The following is an 18,314-nucleotide window of genomic DNA, read 5'->3' as shown; positions in this document are numbered from 1 at the left end:
CACAGTGATGACTCCATCTCATTCAGTTACTCAGGAGGATCCCCTGTGAAGTTCTTCATCCGCCTTTGCGGCGTGACAATTCTCGCCCTCGCACTTCTGCTCCCCGGAGCCCTCGCCGAAGCGGTTTCGGCGGGCTGGCGTCTGGGCGCAGGCATGGGTTCAGCAAAGCTTTGGGTCGGGCAGCAGCAAAATCGTGACGGCTTATTGGTTTACTGCACCGACTTCGAAAGAGGTGCCCCAGACGCTCAAGCCAAATACACGGATGGGCATCAGGGTGGCTTCGTGCGCAGCGATGGAAGCGTCCTGAGTGCGCATGAGAACGCGGCAATTTCTTATTTGTTATTGCGTTGGGGAAAGAGCAAAGACAATGCCACCGCTGCCGCAGTCCAACTGGCCATCTGGTCCCTGAGTTCCTCCGGACGTGCCTGGGGCAGCCCGGGGATGGCTCAGATCCTCGCAGAGGCAGCGCTGCCTGCCTCGGTGGTGGCCTTGGGTCGATCCTTGACCGACCAAGCCTTGCGTTATGCAGGCCCCTATCGGGTCACCGCCAAGCTGGTACGTCCCGGGGCGGCGGAGGTGCAAGTATTCAGCTCCACCGGCGTCCAGACTCCAGGTCTGGCTGTTCAGCTCACCACCAGCGGTTCGCTAAAGCTCTCGGGCGGCCCCAGCCACTGGCTGAGCACGAACCAGAGCCAGTTGGTACCCGTCCAGCGAACAGACTTTGGGAAGGGCAGCTTGACTGCCATGATCACTGCCGCACCGCTACCCATTTTGCGCTGGTTACAGCCCGCTGCCGCTGGTCAACAGCGCTTGATCACCTCGGCGGTGACCGGCCTAGTGACGGGCAGTCTGACAGTGCCAGCAGCCACCGCATTTCAGGCGGTGGTCCGGACGACAACTTCGACGGCGAGCCTGAGCGGTCCGGGAAAGTTACACGACAATCTGGTGATTTCGACGACGGCAGCTGGGCCGTGGCTACAGGATCCCGGTACGGGTAAGCCGGTCCAAGCCACGGTGGTTTCAACTCTCTGGGGCCCCTTCAAAACACCTCCAGTGGAGGCAGCCGTCGCTCCCTCCGGCGCTCCGACAGTCGGCACCGTGAGCACCAACATCAGTGGTACCGGCCAATACAGCACCACTGAGCTAGCGGTCAGTGCACCAGGCTATTACGTCTGGACGGAACGGATCGATGCTTTGAGCGCTAGGCCTTCCTCCGCGCGCGATTATTTGAAGCCTTGGAGTGGAAGGTTCGGATTGGCGCCGGAAACCACCTTGCTTCGCTGGTCTCCTGTACTGACCACCGAGTTATCCGGTCACCTTGCCACCGTGGGAAGTAAGATCGTCGATCGGCTCAGTGTCGCTGCTGCTCCTCCGACAACGCGGGGCGTTCAAGTGACCTTGAGCATGTATGGGCCCTTGCCCGTGCAGCCTGAGCAATCAAAGGACGTTCCTCCTGGAAGTCCGCTCCTCACCAAGCTAACCCTTCCGCTAGCCGACGGAGCAACTGCGAATTTCGGGAGTCTGAACAAGGTTGGCTGCTATACCGTAGTTGCCACTCTGCCGGAGTCAGCAGCGGTGAATAGCTTCCACGATGACTTCGGAGAACCAAGCGAGACCGTCTGCCTGCAAACCGCGCCGGCTGCGCCCCCTCAGGTAGTTGTTCCGAAACACCCGCAGGCCCCCGCCCGAGTTCCGGTGTCAGCCGCTAAGCCCGTGCCAGTTCAAGCAGCGATTCCGTTGGCGAATCCGCTGGCGCCCCATCCTGAAGCACCTCCTCAGCTTGCGGCCACCGGTACCACTGCGGAAGGAGGATTTGCTCTGGGGGCGGCTGTGCTGATCGGCAGCGGTATAAGTCTGCTCTTGGTGGCTCGCGGACGAAAACTGGGAAGGCTCGGAAAACATCGTGGCTAGGCCCGACTATCCGCTGAACAAAAGGTGCGCATGGGCAACGAGCGGCGAACCTAGACGAGTCTCAACGTGGCGTCAGGCCCCGCAACAGCACCTCGATCACGGCATCTAGCTGAGCTGATACTTCCGGATCGTTCCACTGCCAGGCATGTACGGGAGCGTGGAAAACCACTGTTGCATTGAAAATAGCCCGCCCCCGGGATGCCGCATCTCCTCCGGAGAACTCCGCAGCGTCCTGACCGTCGGCAACGATACGGGACAGTTGGCCGATCAATTCAGCCAAATGTGCCTGAATCACCTGCCCATTCTGCTCTTCCACCAGGGCAGAATAGGTGCGGAACAGCTCGGGATCGTCCAGAGCCTTGTGCCGCTTGGCCTCGTGCAGGGCACGAAGCCAAGCGGCCAGCCGTTCCGCCGCCGGGGTGTTGGAGGAAGCGATCTCGGCCAGACCGGAGTGAGCCTGATCCAGCCACCGAGCTGTCACAGCCTCTCGCAGCGCCGATTTTGACGGGAAATGTCGATAGATACTCCCGTGGCTCACTCCAAGCACTCGAGCAACATCCACCACGGTGGCTTTAGCCGGACCATACTTACGCAAAACATCCTCGGTCGCAGCCAGAATCGCCTCTTCGGTCAAGATTCCGTCCGCCATCATCTGCTTCCTAGCGCTCGCTGTCCAATATGGCCATCTGTGATTCATCGTATCGGCTTCCCGCGGCCGCATCGGCGGGAACCGCGGCCTCAATGGCTGCCAGATCTTCCGGAGTGAGACTCACCAATTGGGAAGCGAGTGACTCCTGAAGCCGCTCGCGGGTGCGGGCACCAATCACCGGGATAATATCGCCGCCCTGAGCTGCCACCCAGGCAATAGCCAACTGAGCAACAGTGGTTCCGCGAGCCTCCGCGATCAACCGAAGCGTTTCGACCAGAGCTAGATTGTGTTCCAGGTTCCCTCCTTGGAACCGAGGAGAGAACGCCCTGAAGTCACCTCCCGAAGTTGGCCGCTGAGCGTTCCAATGCCCGGAAAGCAAGCCCCGAGAAAGCACCCCGTAGGCGGTAACACCGATACCCAGCTCCCGCAAAGCAGGCAAGATCGCCGCTTCAATACCCCGGGAGATCAAGGAATATTCGATCTGCAGATCGGCTATTGGATGTACCGCGGCAGCCCGCCGAATGGTGTCCACTCCTACTTCGGAGAGCCCGATATGCCGAATGTAGCCAGCCTGAACCAACTCGCCGAGCGCCCCGATGGTCTCCTCGATCGGTACCGCCGGGTCCAAGCGAGCAGGTCGATAGATGTCAATGTGATCGGTGCCCAACCGCTGGAGCGTGTAAGCCAAGAAATTTTTGACCGCCATCGGACGATTATCGGTACCGCTCCAGCCACCGGAAGGGTCACGCAGACCGCCGAATTTCACACTGATCTGAACCTGCTCTCGGGGAATCTCCCGGAGCGCCTCACCGATCAGCATTTCGTTGTGTCCGGAACCATAGAAATCTCCGGTATCCAGCAAGGTCACGCCCGCATCGACAGCGGCATGGATGGTGGCGAGGGATTCGGCTCGGTCCGAGGGACCGTACATTCCGGACATACCCATACAGCCCAGGCTGAGGGCCGAAACAACCGGTCCGATGGTACCTAATTGACGTGTTTCCATGAGTCCTCCTACTAGATCGTCGAAAGCGATGTGACACCAACCCTAGAACATCAAATGACATAAATCAATATCTGTCATTTGATGTTCTAGGGAAAACGAAGCCCCGGTATCGAGGTAATGAACCTCGGTACCGGGGCCTGGAAAGCCTGAACTTATCCGACTCGGGACGCGGATGAGAACCTATCGGGACTAGTGTGCCGGGACAATTTCTCGGACGGACTTAATCCGGCGATTCTTCAGCACCGGCAAGAATTCACGCACCTCGGAAATCCGCTTGGTCGTGACATCTGCGGTCGCTACACCTTCCGGTTCATCATTGAGGAAGGCAGTGGGCACCCCCATCGGGTCGAGGATCACCGAATGACCGATGCAATGCTCACTCGTGGTACCCGCCGCAGCCACCCAGCAAGTATTTTCCACCGCTCGCGCCTTGAGCAGGGTCTCCCAGTGATCGATCTTGTGTTCGCCCTTGAACCAGGCGGCGGCCACGCACATCAGATCAACGTCTTGTTCGGCTAGAGCCCGCGCCAGCTCCGGGAAGCGCAGGTCGTAGCAGGTCATAATGCCGATATTGAGGTCACCTATTCGCAGCACGGTCAGCCCGCCGTCGCCCGGCAAAATTCTCTTTGATTCCTGGTAAGAGAACGCATCGTAGAGGTGCAGCTTGCGGTAGGTACCGAGAATGGCACCATCGGAGCCAATCGCCACCAAGGTGTTGTAAGGGCGCTCCTCACCGCTGGATTCATAGCCGCCGGCAATCACTGCAATCTCCAGCTCGGCGGCCAGGAAGGAGAGTTGCTGCACAAAGATACTCCAGCCAGCGTCAACCGCCGCACGGAAATCGGAGCTTACCTTACCCACTGAGAACATGGCTTCTTCCGGGAACAAGACCAGCCCGCTGCCCGCTTCTTTGGCTTCCACCGCAAGCCTGCGCATCACCGCAATGTTTTCGGCGACCTCGCCACCCGGATTGAACTGCCCTACGCTGACCTTCATCTGGTCACCTCTTCTCTCAGCCATGCTTGACGCTACTGCACCCAGGATAACCACAAGCCCGGGTTCTCTTCGGTTGTTACCGTGGGGGAACCCCGCAATAACAACTGAAGAACGAGGCCAAGAAACGGATGGTTCCTGGCCTCGGCGATAGCCTCAGCTATCGATCAAATCATGCCGGACGATGGTCTGATCGCGATCCGGCCCCACCCCAATAGCGGAGAACCGGGTACCGGAGAGCCGCTCTAACTGGAGTACATAGTTACGTGCGTTCTCCGGAAGCTCCTCGAGCGTTGTGGCCGCGGAAATATTCTCGGTCCAACCGTCGAAGTACTCGAAGATCGGTTTGGCATGATGGAAATCAGTCTGCGTCATCGGCATTTCGTCGTGCCGAACACCGTCCACATCGTAGGCCACGCACACCGGGATTTTTTCGAGACCGGTGAGCACGTCTAGCTTGGTCAGGAAGTAGTCGGTGAATCCGTTGATCCTGGAGGCGTGGCGAGCCAAAACCGCATCGTACCAGCCGCAGCGACGCGGCCGTCCGGTGTTTACACCGAACTCGCCACCGGTTTTTTGCAGATAGTCGCCCATCTCATCGAAGAGTTCGGTGGGGAACGGCCCCGCACCCACACGAGTCGTATAAGCCTTGATGATGCCCACCACACGGGTGATCCGGGTGGGACCAATGCCGGAACCCACCGAGGAACCGCCAGCCGTTGGATTCGAAGAGGTGACGAAAGGGTAGGTGCCGTGATCGACGTCGAGATAGGTGGCCTGGCCACCCTCCATCAACACCACTTTGCCCTCATCCAGAGCCTTGTTCAGCTCGATGGTCGCATCAATCACCAGCGGCTTCAGGCGCTCGGCAAAGCCAAGGAAATATTCCACCACCTCATCGACACTGATCGCCCGGCGGTTGTAAACCTTCACCAGTAGTTCGTTCTTCTGTGCCAGCGAGCCTTCCACCTTCTGCCGCAGAATGGACTCGTCAAAGACGTCCTGGACTCGGATGCCGAGCCGGGCGACCTTGTCCATATAAGCCGGGCCGATGCCTCGTCCGGTGGTGCCAATCGCGCGCTTACCTAAGAATCGCTCGGTCACCTTATCGAGGACCTGATGGTAGGGCGCTACCAAGTGGGCGTTGGCCGAAATACGCAGCCGAGAGGTGTCTGCACCCCGAGCCTGCAGCGCGTCGATCTCCTCGAAGAGCGCCTCCAGATTGACCACGCAGCCGTTACCGATCACCGGAATCGCATTGGGGCTCAGAATGCCCGCGGGAAGCAGCTTGAGTTCGTATTTCTCTCCGCCGACGACGACGGTGTGCCCGGCGTTGTTTCCGCCGTTCGGCTTCACGACATAATCGACGCGACCGCCGAGAAGATCTGTCGCTTTACCTTTGCCTTCGTCGCCCCACTGGGCGCCGACAATGACGATTGCTGGCATGGGAACCTCCCCCATTCATGACGACGCCCCCGGACTCCCGCTATCCGCCAAAACACTGAGAATCGGCTAGGACAGAGTAAGAGTTCAGGGGCTCTTACCCACCAAGTTTAGCGGACGGAGCAGCCGGGCCGAAGTTGAGACGCCGTTTGCTACAGCGAATAAACTAATTGCTGCCGACTTAGCCTTAATTAGCCCTAGTTAGCCCTTGATCCTTAGTTGCAACGCTGCCTGGGCAAAGCCCAGCCAGCGTTCTTCAAATTCAACCGGGATCTCTACCCAATCCTTGAAGGGCCGGTGCATTCCGGAGGGATCAAAGAGCGTTGCCCCGGCCAGGGCTAAAGCCTTGGCATGTTCGCTCGAATCTCGGCCGAGTTTGAAGGCCATCGCTTCGCCGTGCAGGCAGGCAATGGCCTTTTTATCAACCATCAGGGCTCGCGCGCCGAAGGTATTGCCAGGCACCGTACCCGAGCCCGCGAGTTCTTCCGCTACAGCCTCAAAAGCGGCAACGGCCTGTTCCGAGGATTCCATGATGTCCATCCGAGTATCATCCCAAAGTCGGCGGCTCACCGCTATGATCGAGAGTCCCCTCTTCATTCCAGAACCGGAGTCTGCAATGCGTTTCCCCACCATGGTCCGCCGCGACCCGCGCCAAGCGCATCGGGTTTCAACCCCGCTTGAGCTCTTCTTCGACTTGGTTTTTGTGGTCGCAGTTGGCGCGGCGGGACGTAGCCTCCTGAACTTCGAAGTCGAAGGACACTTCAATGTGGCAGTCCTCGGCTACGTCATGTCCTTCTTCGCCATCTGGTGGGCTTGGATGAACTTCACCTGGTTTGCCAACTCCTATGGAACCGACGACTGGTATTACCGGATTCTGACTCTGGTGCAAATGGGCGGTGCCCTGGTTTTTGCTGCCGGCGTGCCCGGTATTGCCAACCCGGAGCACCAGGATTTCACCCTCGCCATTGCCGGTTACCTCATCATGCGGGTGGCGATTATCGCGCAATGGTTGCGGGCCGCCGTCGGCGATCCAGAGGGCCGGAAAACAGCTCTCGCCTATGCCATCGGCATCGGCATCGTCCAGGTCTATTGGGTCTTCCTGCCCTTCCTGGGAACCGCTGAAATCAAGCCCTGGATGTTTCTACTGGGCGCCCTGGCCGAAATCAGCGTCCCCCTGCTCGCCGAGCGTTTCAAACTCACCCCTTGGCATCGGCACCACATCACCGAACGGTACGGCTTGTTCACCATCATTGTGCTGGGTGAATCCATTTTGGCGGCAACCACTGCGGTGATCGAGGCAAGCCATGACAGCGACCAACTCGCGGAACTAATGCTGATCGCTGGAACCGGTTTTGTCATCGTGGCCTGCTTATGGTGGATTTACTTCTCGTTGCCACAGCACGAGTTGCTGACCAGCCTGCGCACCTCCCTGGCCTGGGGCTATGGTCATTTCTTCCTCTTCGCGGCGGCAGCAGCTGTTTCTGCGGGTATTGAGGTGGCCCTAGCGGTGGAAACTCATCACGCCTCACTTGAATCCGCTGCGGCCGCAGCCACGCTTTGCGTGCCGGTAGCCGTTTTCGTGTTCTTTGTCTGGCTGCTGATCATCCGACCGCAATGCACTCCGCTGAGCAATGTGCTGATGCCACTGGCCGCTGTATTGATCGTTCTTAGCGCCTTTGCGCCCTATTCGCTCCAACTCACGGCGTTGATCTTGGTGGCCCTGGTGATCTTATTGACCGTGTACACCGCGCCGCGGAGGACCAGACACTTAGCCGAATAAACCCGGACAAGATCCCCAAAAATTGATGAGCCTCGGCCTGGTGGCTGAGGCTCATCAATGTACTTTGCTAGCTCAATTAACTTTGAATAGCTCGGCTTATTTCTCCAGTTGGGAGAGAGCCTGAGGGTCCGAATCGTTCAGGAATTTGGCTACCCGATCGGCTTCTTCCGTTTCACCGATAGCGCCAGCGGCACGACCGAGTGAATACAGGGCCCTGAGGAAGCCACGGTTCGGCTCATGCTCCCAGGGAATCGGGCCAACACCTCGCCAGCCGTTCCGACGCAGCGCATCCAGGCCCCGATGGTAGCCGGTCCGCGCATAGGCGTAGGCCTCCACGTTTCGGCCTTCGGCAAGAGCCTCCTGCGCCAGTAAGCCCCAGGCAAGTGAGGAGGCGGGATAGGCAGCAGCGATATCCACCGGCTCGTCTCCGGCTTCAAGCCGCGCCGAAACCTCGGGTTCCTCGGGTAGCAGGGTTGGCGCGGGTCCGGTAGAGATCTCGGAGCCGATCAGGTTTTTACGAAACTCGTCAGACATCCTAGTGTCCTAGGCGCTTTTGCCGGCGGAGCCGAGTTCTTGGGCGGCGAGGACGAGGCGGGCCGCGAGGCCTTTCTCGGCCGAAGCGCCCCAGACTCGCGGATCGTAAGTCTTCTTATTACCAACTTCACCATCGACCTTGAGGACCCCGTCATAGTTCCGGAGCATATGGTCTACGACCGGACGGGTATAGGCGTACTGGGTGTCAGTATCAATGTTCATCTTGATCACACCATAGGAAACCGCGTCCGCGATCTCCTGCGGACTCGACCCCGAACCACCATGGAACACCAGGTCGAAGGGGTTCGCCTTCCCCAACTTCGCTCCGACTTGTTCCTGAATGTCCTTGAGGATCTCCGGACGCAACTTCACGTTCCCCGGCTTGTACACCCCGTGCACATTACCGAACGTCAACGCCGTAATGTACCGGCCGTTCTCCCCAGAGCCCAACGCCTCAACCGTCGCTAAACCATCAGCAACCGTGGAATACAGTTTGTCGTTAATCTCGTTATCCACCCCGTCTTCCTCACCACCAACAGCACCGATCTCAACCTCAAGAATCATCCGGGCAGCAGCCGTCCGCGCTAACAGTTCTTGCCCGATCCGTAAGTTCTCCTCCAACGTCTCAGCCGAACCATCCCACATATGCGAGTTAAACAACGGATCCCGCCCAGCCTTCACCTCCGCCTCCGAAGCAGCCAGCAAAGGCAACACGAAACCCTCCAACTTATCCTTCGGGCAATGATCGGTATGCAAAGCAACCTTGATCGGATACTTCTTCGCTACCTCACGAGCAAAAGCCGCGAACCCCAACGACCCCACCACCATGTCCTTCACCGAAGCACCCGACCAATACGCCGCACCACCAGTAGAAACCTGAACAATGCCATCCGACCCAGCATCCGCAAAACCCTGCAAAGCAGCATTCAACGTCTGCGACGACGTCACATTCACCGCAGGATAAGCAAAACCGCCCGCCTTCGCACGATCAATCATCTCTGCATATTCATCCGGTGTCGCGATAGCCATACAAACTCCTTGATGGTCCTCTAATGGGTCAACCTCATCTTAACGCAACACTCTCGCACCCAGGGCAGGTATGACGCGTTTAAAAACCCTGAATGCGAGAGTGTTGTGAAGCGACTAGGTCAGTGGCTGACCAGCCAGATGAGTGCCGCCATTTTGTAGTTCACGCTGCCCAAGCCGGTCACGTCGTCGTAACCGGTTGTGGTCTTGAGCGAGGTGTCCTGGTCAAAGGTAACCAAGTACCGGTTGCCCAGCGCACTCGTGTAGGAGAGCGCATTTTGAGCACTACTCGGCTTGACGTCGGTGAACACCCCCGGCACCAGTTTGCTCAGCTTGTACAGCGCGGGGTTTGCGAACCCCAGCGCCCCACCACCGAACTGCTGGGCGACGGCGGCCTGGCCGGCGACCAGCGGAGCGGCAAGTGAGGTGCCACCCACCGACCCGGTCTCGTAGGCTCCGGTGGCCAGGGTTGAATCGTCGATGATCGGGCTAGTACCGACCATCATTCCGGTATAGGGATCCGCCAGCGAGGAAACATCTGGGGAGACCCGGTGTCCGTTGGCCAAGGCATCCGGGACGACGCCCTTCTGGTAGGCAGGTTGATCGAAGACGGCGCTGGTTCCGCCACCAGCTCCACCGGCCTGGATGTTCCCGGGTAAGGGCGCAACATAGCTCTGTGAGCCATCGGCATTGGTGAGAACCTTGTCGAGGGCGTTGCCCCAGCCGGTCTCAAAGAGGTACTTACCCTTCTTATCGACCTCCAAGGAGGTTCCGCCCACCGAGGTAACCCAGGGCGAGCTGGCCGGGAAGTCCGGTGACGGGTAGCCCAGATTGGCTGACTGATCCCCGTTGTCTCCGCTGGAGAAGTAGAGGCCGATGCCCTCGCCTGCGGCCTGTAGGTGGATGTTCACGGTGCCGTCAATAACGTCCTGAGGCAGTGCTTCCCCAACGTTGCCGTAGGAGTTCGAGACGATATTAGCCAGCTTGCCGTCCAAGATTTTGGACATGGCCACGTCCAGGCCGCCACCGCAGTTGAAACCGCCAACGTAGAGAATATTGGCTCGCGGTGCGGCGGTGTGTACGGCATCCACATCGAGCGACTGCTCACCTTGCCAACCACTCGGGTACTGGCAAGCTTCCTGATCGACGAACTCGCTCGGCTTCGGCACGATCTCCCGATAGCTCTTCTTGTCCATCTGCGGCAGCCCGTAGTCCTTGGAGTACTGGTTGACGTCCTTGAGCATGGTCGGGGAGGCATAGGCGTCAATGATCGCCACGGTCTGACCCGCTCCGGCGAAAAGCGACTGCGCCGAGCCCACGCCATAGGCGCTTTGGATCTGCTTCGGGGTATAACCACAGGCGTAGGTGCTGAACTGAGTCTGGCCATAAGCCGTCGGCATGGTGTCAACGTATTGCTTGTAGTAGTTCGAGCAGGGTGCCGGAGTGGTGGAGCTTGCTTGCGGGCTGCGAGCGCTGAAGGATTTGCTCTGCGCACTGGGATCGCTGAAATCCCCGGCGCTGATGTTATTGGGCTTGGTATTGAGCCTGCCCTGATCGATGCTGACTCCCTGTACCAAAGCGGCAACACTCTGCGGCAGCTTTGGCGCGGAGTTGGGGCCGGACAGGGTCTCGCCGTGGAAGGAGTAATTGTGCAGCTGGGTGTTGAAGGCGGCAGACACCTGGGAAGCCGTGCCGCGGAAGACGACGTAAAGCCGACTCTGCGGTACCGAGGAGATGGTTAGCCCCTGGGACTTCAGATGGTTGATCACCGTGGCCGCGTCCTGCTTGGTGGGTGAGAACCGGTTGATCCAGGCGGTTGGACTGAGCCAATGCTTGTACTGCGGATTCCCCGGTGTGGAGACCGCCGTTGCCAGCGCCTCTGCTCCGGCTTTATCCCGCAAGGGAAGGTAAATTTCTCCTTCAACCGTGACGTCGCCAGCGGTCTGGCCCTGATCGTTGGCTGTTTTGGCCCAACTGGGCATGGCGTCGGGAAAACTGTCTGCCTTAGCCGGCAGAGCCACAGCGGCGGCACTGCCCAGGCTAACGGCACATGCCGTCGTCGCACCGATGGCGAGGGCTTGCTTCCACCACCCGTGCTTCAAAGATGATTTCTTCATCGGAGATCTTTCAGTCTTCAGGCACCCTTTGTGCCCACACGATGATGATCGTAGACCCAGAAATCGTCAGAAAATAGGAATCTCAGGCAATTACTTTCAGAAGATTCAAATTTTCTTCACAGTTGGCCTAAAGGCATTTTTTGCTGAAAATATGCTGGGAATTCACGGAGAATTCCCAGCATATTTTAGAGTGATCGACAGTTGCTGCTTGCCGGGAGCCCGGCCACCCGTGCTTCCATAAACGCGAAGAGGTCGGGAAGCAGTCCGGCGTAGCCGCCAACATGGGTGGGCAGCAATGTGGTGGCGTACTGCACCGTGGAACCCGCCGCGCACCAACGCTTGGCCAAGGCTTTGGCTTGTGCGGCTGGAACCACATCGTCGAAGAGGCTCTGCCCCACCAGCACGGGTGCCTTCGGAGCGCCAGCAACACCCAGCTTCTGCCGGTTCAGGATCTCCTTAAACGTTCCGGAGGTGGTGAGCGCTGAGAACTTCTGTCCGGAGAGCGTCAGCTTGGCGGTACTCAGAAACGCGGTGCTGGGCAAGGTGGCAAAAATGCACTGCTGGGCAGCGGTTTGCAGGCTCTGTAAACCCTGGGCGTTGAAGTAGCTGCTGGGGTCAATTCCCTCCGAGGCAAGCAGGCCGTTGGCGGCATACAGCAAGAAGCCGGTGTACAGCGAACCGTCGATATTGCTGGCTACGCTTTGCAAATCCGCGGGTACTGCTCCCGCATAAGTGCCCATCAGGTTCAGCTCCGGTGCGTAGCTCGATGCGAGCTCGGCGGCCGAGGCAGCAGCCCCACCACCCTGGGAGTAGCCGGCAATGCCGACTCGAGTGCTCTGATTTATCCCCGGAATCCCGAGGCTGAGCGCGGCACGAGCTGCATCCAACACCGCATGCCCTTGCGAAAGCCGGGAGAGGTAGGTGTGCATATCGCTGGTGCCTAAGCCCTCGTAGTCGGTGATGGTCACGGCGTAGCCACGCAGCAGCAGTCCCTTGAGCAGGATCCCTTCATACTCTGACCCCATCGTCATCAGCTTGCTCGGAGCGCACTGATCCCCCTGCCCCTGGGTTCCAGCAGCCAAGCTGATCAGCGGGCGGGTCCCCTTACCCAGCCAAGCCGTTTTAGGCACCAAAACGGTTCCGGTCACCGCCATCGGCCGCCCCTGGCTATTAGTGCTCTTGTACATGATTCGGGTGACCTGAGCGTTGGAACCGATCAGTTTGAGTGGATCGAGATAGTAGGCGGAGGGTTCCTGCCGGATCAACGCTCCGTCTGTCGCCGGGTATTCGCTAGGGAGTTGGTAGAAATCAGTGGACTGGGCGACGGCGGCGCCCGCGGACTGGGCTGTGGTCGCTTGGGTTGCGGCGGCTTGGGTTGTAGTGGCTTGGGCCGGGGCAGAACCAAGCGAGAGCAGGCCAGCCAAGGCCAATCCGGTCAGGGTTACTGAAGCAATGCGGCGTAACGGCATTTCGCATCTCCTTTGATGTCGACGTTGACCCGATAAATATTACTGACCGGTAACTTATTTGCGATAGGGAAATCGAATATTTTCTGGCTGCCAATTTGCTCCGAAAGTCCTCCAAAAACCCTGACTGGGGAGAACTACCCATTGCTCGCCTTTCCGAGTCGCTGTTGACTGGTCCCGATTCAGTCGAGCTATCCGACCACAACCTGGAGATCAACATGTTCAGCAAAGACATCAGCCGAAAAACCTTCCTCCGCACCGCAGCCGGAGGCGCTGCCGTGGCGGTTCTAGCTGGCCCGCTCGCCGGAGTTTCCACTGCCTCCGCTGCCCTACCGGTAGCGGATATGGAACGGGTGGTGCTGGCCGCCCAGATTGATCCCTACCGGGGTTCCTTCGCTATCACCTCCGGCTGCGGACCTTCCGTGAAACTGGTCCAGCAAGCATTAATCGCCAAGAAGTTCCTGGCGGCGGGCTATGCCGATGGAAACTTCGGCAAGGTGACCATTGCGGCCTACAAGAAGTATCAACAGTCCCTCGGCTACAGCGGTCTGGCCGCCACCGGATTACCCGGCCCCACCTCCCTGAAGAAGCTGGGAAGCGCTCGCTTTACGGTGAGCCGACTGATCAGCCTGGGTGGACGAACCACGGTGAGCGGCAAAGCCGTAAACACCCGAACCAAGAGCATGTTGACCGCCGCCGGAAAGCGCTGCGGCATCACCATGTCTCTAGTTCAGGGCTCCTACAACCCGGGCGGGGTGGGCGCTTCAGCCGGAACTCACGACGGCGGCGGAGTGGTAGATATTTCGGTGAGTGGTAAGAGCAGCGCGCAAATGACTGCCATGGTCAAGGCGCTCCGCGAAGTTGGCTTCGCCGCTTGGCACCGCACCCCGGCTCAGGGTTTCTCCCACCACATCCACGCGGTAGCGATCAGCGATACCGATATGTCGCCCTCGGCTCAGGCTCAAGTTGGTGACTACTATCGCGGTCGAAACGGCCTGGCTTCACATGCTGCGGACGATGGCCCCAAGGTCACCAAGACCTACTGGGAAGCGTACCTGCGCTAGATCCACCGCTGGGACAAAGCGGTGGTCCACCGCGCTGGGAAGAATCACCGGGGCGGGTTACTGGGGCTGCACAGACTGACCGAACTCGTGCCGTCGAATCCAGGCGTGCATGGCGATCGCGGCCGCAGCCGAGGCGTTAATGGAACGAGTCGAACCGAACTGGGCAATCGATAGCGTTGCTTCCGCGGCGGCGTGCACTTCCGGAGTCAGCCCCGGCCCCTCCTGACCGAAGACCAGCACACAACGACTGGGCAGATCGTAGGTCTCCAGGGGTACCGAATCCGGGAAGTTATCGATGCCGATCACGGCAAGGCCTTCCTCAGCAGCCCAGGAGACGAACTCCTCAACACTAGGGTGATGGTGAACATGCTGATACTTATCGGTGACCATGGCACCCCGCCGGTTCCACCGCCGTCGTCCAATAATATGCACCTCCTTAGCCAGGAAGGCGTTGGCGGTGCGTACCACCGATCCGATATTCAGATCGTGCTGCCAGTTCTCAATGGCCACATGGAATTCGTGGCGCCGCTCATCCAGCGCTGCCACGATGGCGTCATGTTTCCAGTAACGGAATTCGTCCACCACATTGCGGCGGTCGCCTTCCTTCAGCAGCTCCGGGTCCCAGTGCTCCCCTTCGGGCCAAGGTCCCGTCCAGGGGCCAAGGCCCACGGTCTCTTCAGGGGACGACTCGGTTGCTGGGGCGTCCTCGGGCTGCGCGATTGATGTCACTTAACTACCCTACTTGCCCGGAATCGATGAAAGACTTAGCTCATGGCACATGATGAACCGCGTAAAGCCGAAGACATCGAATGCTGGCTGACCGATATGGACGGCGTTCTGGTACACGAGAACCAGGCCGTTCCGGGGGCTGCCGAGCTGATTCAGCGCTGGGTGGATACTTCCAAGCGCTTCCTGGTGCTGACCAATAACTCGATCTACACGCCACGGGATTTGGCCGCTCGGCTAAAGGCTTCGGGTCTGGAGATCCCCGAAGAGAACCTTTGGACTTCCGCCCTTGCCACTGCCGAGTTCATGAAATCTCAGCTCCCGGGCGGGCGCGCCTTCGTGATTGGGGAGGCGGGATTGACGACGGCGCTACACGAGGCTGGCTTCATTCTCACCGATCAGAGCCCCGACTATGTGGTGCTGGGCGAGACTCGAAGCTACTCCTTCGACGCCATCACCAAGGCGATCCGACTGATTGGGGACGGCGCTCGTTTCATCGCCACCAATCCGGACGCCACCGGGCCCTCGATGGAGGGACCGTTGCCCGCAACCGGCGCAATTGCCGCTTTGATTACCAAGGCCACCAATCGGGAACCCTATGTTGTAGGCAAGCCAAATCCAATGATGTTCCGCTCCGCGATGAATCAGATTGAGGCGCATTCGGAAACCACGGCGATGATCGGGGACCGGATGGACACCGATATTATCGCTGGCATGGAGGCCGGGCTGCATACCGTGCTGGTGCTCACCGGGATCACTCAGCCCGGAGACGTGGATGCCTACCCATTCCGGCCGGACCAAACACTCAACTCGGTCGCGGACCTCATTCCACTCATCTAAACCGTTTCCGCCCGCTGGGGTTTCCCCTCGGGGCACCCGTTCCCCGCCGCCTCCGTGCATCGAGTGTGGAGATCTGCACCCCAAGAACGGGTCATAACGTGCAGATCTCCACACTCGGCGGAGTGGTCTAGGCGTTGCGATTTAGTCGAGACCGAGTTCGTCCTTGGAGAAGGCGAAGAGGTAGGGAACTCCGGTTTCCTTTTCGATCAGGTCCTTGGCTCCGGTAGCACGATCAACGATGACGGCCACTGCTTGCACCTGTCCACCCGCACTCCGAACGCCCTCCACAGCTTTGAGCGGGGAGGCGCCGGTGGTGGAGGTATCTTCCAGCACCACAACGGCTCGCCCGTCGACCGAGGGGCCCTCGACCTGGCGACGCATGCCGTGGGATTTCTGCTCCTTGCGCACCACGAAGGCATCAACTGAGCGACCCTGCGCCGTGGCGGCATGCATTAGTGCGGTGCCCACCGGATCGGCGCCCAGAGTCAGCCCACCCGCGGCTTCGAACTGGATTCCGGCGTTATCTAACATCGCCAGCATCACCTGTCCCACGAGGGAACTCGCCTCATGGTGCAGGGTGATTCTGCGTAGATCGATGTAGTAGTCGGCTTCCTTGCCACTGGAAAGCGTGACTTTGCCGTGCACCACGGCTAATTCCTTGATCAGTTCCAGCAAGCGAGCTCGGGCAGCAGCGAGATCCAAAGTCATGGCTCCAAGCTTATCGCCCAAGGGGTCTTGGAGCACCGGGCCGTGGCGCATCGGGCCTTGTCGCATCGAGACGCTGGGGATAGTCCAATAACTTCGCGATAGCTCATTGACGCGACATTGCACTATCGCGAGGTCAGTGAGCTATCGCGAAACCACGGCGCTCGAGCGACTAGGCCGGGACGGGGCTTGCCGCCTCCGAAGCAGCCTCCGAAGCCGCCTCCGAGGTGTCCCCCGAGGCATCCTCGAAGGCCGGGACCTCGACAACCTCTTGGTTGCGGAAGTGCCCAATGATGGAGAGCAGAATCCCTAGCGCCGCCCAGCCCGCCAGCACAAGCCAGGGAAAGAGCGTTGAAGCCTCTGGAAAGTATGAGGCACTGCGCAGCAAGTTGCTCGAGGCTCCGGGCACGAACCACTGTCCAATAGCACCCCAGGGCTCCGCCATGAACTGCACGGGTTGTGCAGCCGAGGACAGCGGATTCCCAATCAACATAGTGACGACTGCCCCCACTCCCACACCAGCTCGGCCAAAGAGCGCCGTCGCCCCGACGATGAAAACAGCCGTAGCGAAGGCCGAGAGCGCGATCACCCCGACGTTGAGCAGATAGCTGCCCTGCAAGATGCCGAACCAAGGTCCCAGCACCGCAGAGGCGGAGAAGCCAACCAGCAGCGAATACAGTGCCGCCCCTGCCAGGCGACGCCAGACCCCGACCAACAGCAGCGAAAGCAGCACGCCACCCATCATGCCGCCCAGCACCATCGGGAAAGAGGCCGCTGACAATCCGGTGCCGCGCGCATCCGTAGAAGCCAGCGGGACGACGTCGGTCACCACCAGTTTGGCGGCGGCGGTAGAGGGTGACGATGAGCTGGAGGCTGCTTGCGCAGTCATCTGCTGTTGTAAATTCTGTGCCAGCTGATTCATCATCTGCAGCGGCGCCGGACCGGCCGCGGAAGCTTCGAGCAATTCGGGCGACTGACCCAGCACGATTGCACCATAGTAGCTGCGATCCTTGAGACCTTGGACTGCGGCATCTCGACTATCCACTACGGTCAGCTCGATCGCACCGTCCGTGCCTGCCTCGAGCTGGGACTTCACTTGCTGCACCTGGGCGTCCGGGCCGGAGATGGCTACCGGCAAGGACTTCGGCGAGGAGGTGATGGTGGGCCAAAGGAAGGCCAGCACCACAAGGGTTACCAGCACGGCCGCTGCCGCGGCTAGACCGATGGTAACTCCCCACTTAGTGTGCTTGATGGACTCGGAACTGGGCATAAGAGGCTTCTTTCTGAAAATAAAAGAGAATGTTCGTTTTTTATAGTGAGGACAATGCGCTAGATTGTCAAGGTCAGTAGTTGTTCAGGAGGGGTAATGCCGAAAGTTTCAGAGCAGTACCGCAAGGACCGTCGGCGGCAGATCATGGTTGCGGTGCTCAAGTGCTTTGCCCGCAAAGGGATCAAAGCCACCTTGATCAGCGATATCATCGCCGAATCGGGCCTCTCCGCCGGGGCGATCTACGGCCACTTCAGCAATAAGGACGAGCTGGTGCTCTTCGTGGTCTCCGAGGTGTTCGAGGTCATTGCCGAACAGCCCGCACTCAGCAGCACCGAACAGCCCCCGGTGCATCCGGCATATTTGATCAGGGACGTCACCGGGCACCTATGGCAGGAAATCGGCAATCCCTCACTTCTACTACAGATCTGGGGGGATGCGGTGACCGAGCCGAAGGTCCGCGAACTCTTCGACGGTGTTTATGCCGGATTGACCGCCCAGCTGAAGGCTCGGACCATCACCTGGTATCAAAGCCAGGGCCTGGGCCCGATAGAGGCCCAGCAGCGCGCCACCGAGCTAACTCCGCTGTTGATCGGCACCGGCCAGGGCTACATCATCCAGTCGACACTTGTGGAGAGCTTCGACGAAGAAGCCTATTTCGCAAGCTTCAAGAAATTGATCGACGCGGCGGATAGCTAGCCGAGGGTGCTGGGTTGGTGGCTGCTGACCTCGAACCGCTGAGGATAGTCCACTGACTTCGGGATAGCTCATTGTCGCGACATTGCAC

17 protein-coding genes are annotated in these 18,314 nt (G+C 59.5%); 5 read left to right on the top strand and 12 right to left on the bottom strand.

Features of this window, described 5'->3' with window-relative positions:
• The first annotated feature begins 45 nt into the window (after positions 1–45).
• Complete coding sequence (locus FHU41_RS11995) at positions 46–1,911, top strand: hypothetical protein (RefSeq protein ID WP_179389874.1); 1,866 nt, start codon at positions 46–48, stop codon at positions 1,909–1,911.
• Between the two features lie 61 nt (positions 1,912–1,972).
• On the opposite strand, the gene FHU41_RS11990 is transcribed toward FHU41_RS11995, so the two are convergent.
• The 5 genes from FHU41_RS11990 to FHU41_RS11970 form a co-directional block, all read right to left on the bottom strand.
• Complete coding sequence (locus tag FHU41_RS11990; protein WP_218847210.1) at positions 1,973–2,563, bottom strand: TetR/AcrR family transcriptional regulator; 591 nt, start codon at positions 2,561–2,563, stop codon at positions 1,973–1,975.
• A 7-nt stretch (positions 2,564–2,570) separates the two neighbouring features.
• Entirely contained in the window at positions 2,571–3,566 is a 996-nt protein-coding gene (locus tag FHU41_RS11985; protein WP_179389873.1) for an aldo/keto reductase, read from the bottom strand.
• A 189-nt stretch (positions 3,567–3,755) separates the two neighbouring features.
• The gene (locus FHU41_RS11980; RefSeq protein ID WP_179390438.1) at positions 3,756–4,562 is read right to left on the bottom strand and encodes a carbon-nitrogen hydrolase family protein; all 807 of its coding nucleotides are present in this window, start codon (positions 4,560–4,562) and stop codon (positions 3,756–3,758) included.
• A gap of 153 nt (positions 4,563–4,715) precedes the next feature.
• Positions 4,716–6,005, bottom strand: coding sequence for an adenylosuccinate synthase (locus tag FHU41_RS11975; protein WP_179389872.1), 1,290 nt, complete (start codon positions 6,003–6,005; stop codon positions 4,716–4,718).
• 198 nt (positions 6,006–6,203) lie between these two features.
• On the bottom strand, positions 6,204–6,542 hold the full coding sequence (locus FHU41_RS11970) for a hypothetical protein (protein WP_179389871.1): 339 nt from the start codon (positions 6,540–6,542) through the stop codon (positions 6,204–6,206).
• Positions 6,543–6,576: 34 nt separating this feature from the next.
• Here FHU41_RS11970 and FHU41_RS11965 point away from each other — a divergent pair, with 34 nt between their 5' ends.
• A complete protein-coding gene (locus FHU41_RS11965; RefSeq protein WP_246279606.1) occupies positions 6,577–7,782 on the top strand; it encodes a low temperature requirement protein A in 1,206 nt (401 codons plus the stop codon).
• A 96-nt stretch (positions 7,783–7,878) separates the two neighbouring features.
• Here the strand turns inward: FHU41_RS11965 and FHU41_RS11960 are convergent, their stop codons facing one another.
• The 4 genes from FHU41_RS11960 to FHU41_RS11945 all read right to left on the bottom strand — a co-directional run bounded on the left by FHU41_RS11960 (position 7,879) and on the right by FHU41_RS11945 (position 12,928).
• Complete coding sequence (locus FHU41_RS11960; protein ID WP_179389870.1) at positions 7,879–8,316, bottom strand: DUF3151 domain-containing protein; 438 nt, start codon at positions 8,314–8,316, stop codon at positions 7,879–7,881.
• 9 nt (positions 8,317–8,325) lie between these two features.
• The gene (gene fbaA, locus FHU41_RS11955) at positions 8,326–9,345 is read right to left on the bottom strand and encodes a class II fructose-bisphosphate aldolase (protein ID WP_179389869.1); all 1,020 of its coding nucleotides are present in this window, start codon (positions 9,343–9,345) and stop codon (positions 8,326–8,328) included.
• A 119-nt stretch (positions 9,346–9,464) separates the two neighbouring features.
• On the bottom strand, positions 9,465–11,459 hold the full coding sequence (locus FHU41_RS11950) for a S53 family peptidase (protein ID WP_246279605.1): 1,995 nt from the start codon (positions 11,457–11,459) through the stop codon (positions 9,465–9,467).
• A gap of 185 nt (positions 11,460–11,644) precedes the next feature.
• Positions 11,645–12,928 carry a lipase family protein gene (locus FHU41_RS11945; protein WP_179389868.1) on the bottom strand — a complete coding sequence of 428 codons (1,284 nt, stop codon included), beginning with the start codon at positions 12,926–12,928 and terminating at the stop codon, positions 11,645–11,647.
• Between the two features lie 215 nt (positions 12,929–13,143).
• Between FHU41_RS11945 and FHU41_RS11940 the strand changes: the two genes are divergently transcribed.
• Positions 13,144–13,989 carry a peptidoglycan-binding domain-containing protein gene (locus FHU41_RS11940; RefSeq protein WP_179389867.1) on the top strand — a complete coding sequence of 282 codons (846 nt, stop codon included), beginning with the start codon at positions 13,144–13,146 and terminating at the stop codon, positions 13,987–13,989.
• Positions 13,990–14,046: 57 nt separating this feature from the next.
• On the opposite strand, the gene FHU41_RS11935 is transcribed toward FHU41_RS11940, so the two are convergent.
• On the bottom strand, positions 14,047–14,718 hold the full coding sequence (locus tag FHU41_RS11935; RefSeq protein ID WP_343046323.1) for a TrmH family RNA methyltransferase: 672 nt from the start codon (positions 14,716–14,718) through the stop codon (positions 14,047–14,049).
• A 42-nt stretch (positions 14,719–14,760) separates the two neighbouring features.
• Here FHU41_RS11935 and FHU41_RS11930 point away from each other — a divergent pair, with 42 nt between their 5' ends.
• Positions 14,761–15,555 carry an HAD-IIA family hydrolase gene (locus tag FHU41_RS11930; protein WP_179389866.1) on the top strand — a complete coding sequence of 265 codons (795 nt, stop codon included), beginning with the start codon at positions 14,761–14,763 and terminating at the stop codon, positions 15,553–15,555.
• Positions 15,556–15,696: 141 nt separating this feature from the next.
• On the opposite strand, the gene pyrE is transcribed toward FHU41_RS11930, so the two are convergent.
• Both pyrE and FHU41_RS11920 read right to left on the bottom strand, forming a co-directional pair.
• Positions 15,697–16,263 carry an orotate phosphoribosyltransferase gene (gene pyrE / locus FHU41_RS11925; protein WP_179389865.1) on the bottom strand — a complete coding sequence of 189 codons (567 nt, stop codon included), beginning with the start codon at positions 16,261–16,263 and terminating at the stop codon, positions 15,697–15,699.
• Positions 16,264–16,432: 169 nt separating this feature from the next.
• Positions 16,433–17,530, bottom strand: coding sequence for a hypothetical protein (locus tag FHU41_RS11920; RefSeq protein ID WP_179389864.1), 1,098 nt, complete (start codon positions 17,528–17,530; stop codon positions 16,433–16,435).
• A gap of 96 nt (positions 17,531–17,626) precedes the next feature.
• Here FHU41_RS11920 and FHU41_RS11915 point away from each other — a divergent pair, with 96 nt between their 5' ends.
• Positions 17,627–18,226 (top strand): TetR/AcrR family transcriptional regulator, encoded by a 600-nt coding sequence (locus FHU41_RS11915; RefSeq protein ID WP_179389863.1) that lies wholly within the window; start codon positions 17,627–17,629, stop codon positions 18,224–18,226.
• The last annotated feature ends 88 nt before the right edge of the window (positions 18,227–18,314 follow it).

Origin of the sequence: Psychromicrobium silvestre (assembly GCF_013408295.1) — a bacterium.
GTDB lineage: Bacteria > Actinomycetota > Actinomycetes > Actinomycetales > Micrococcaceae > Renibacterium > Renibacterium silvestre.
The sequence above is the reverse complement of the archived record's forward strand: the minus strand, read 5'-3'. Positions and strand labels throughout refer to the sequence as shown.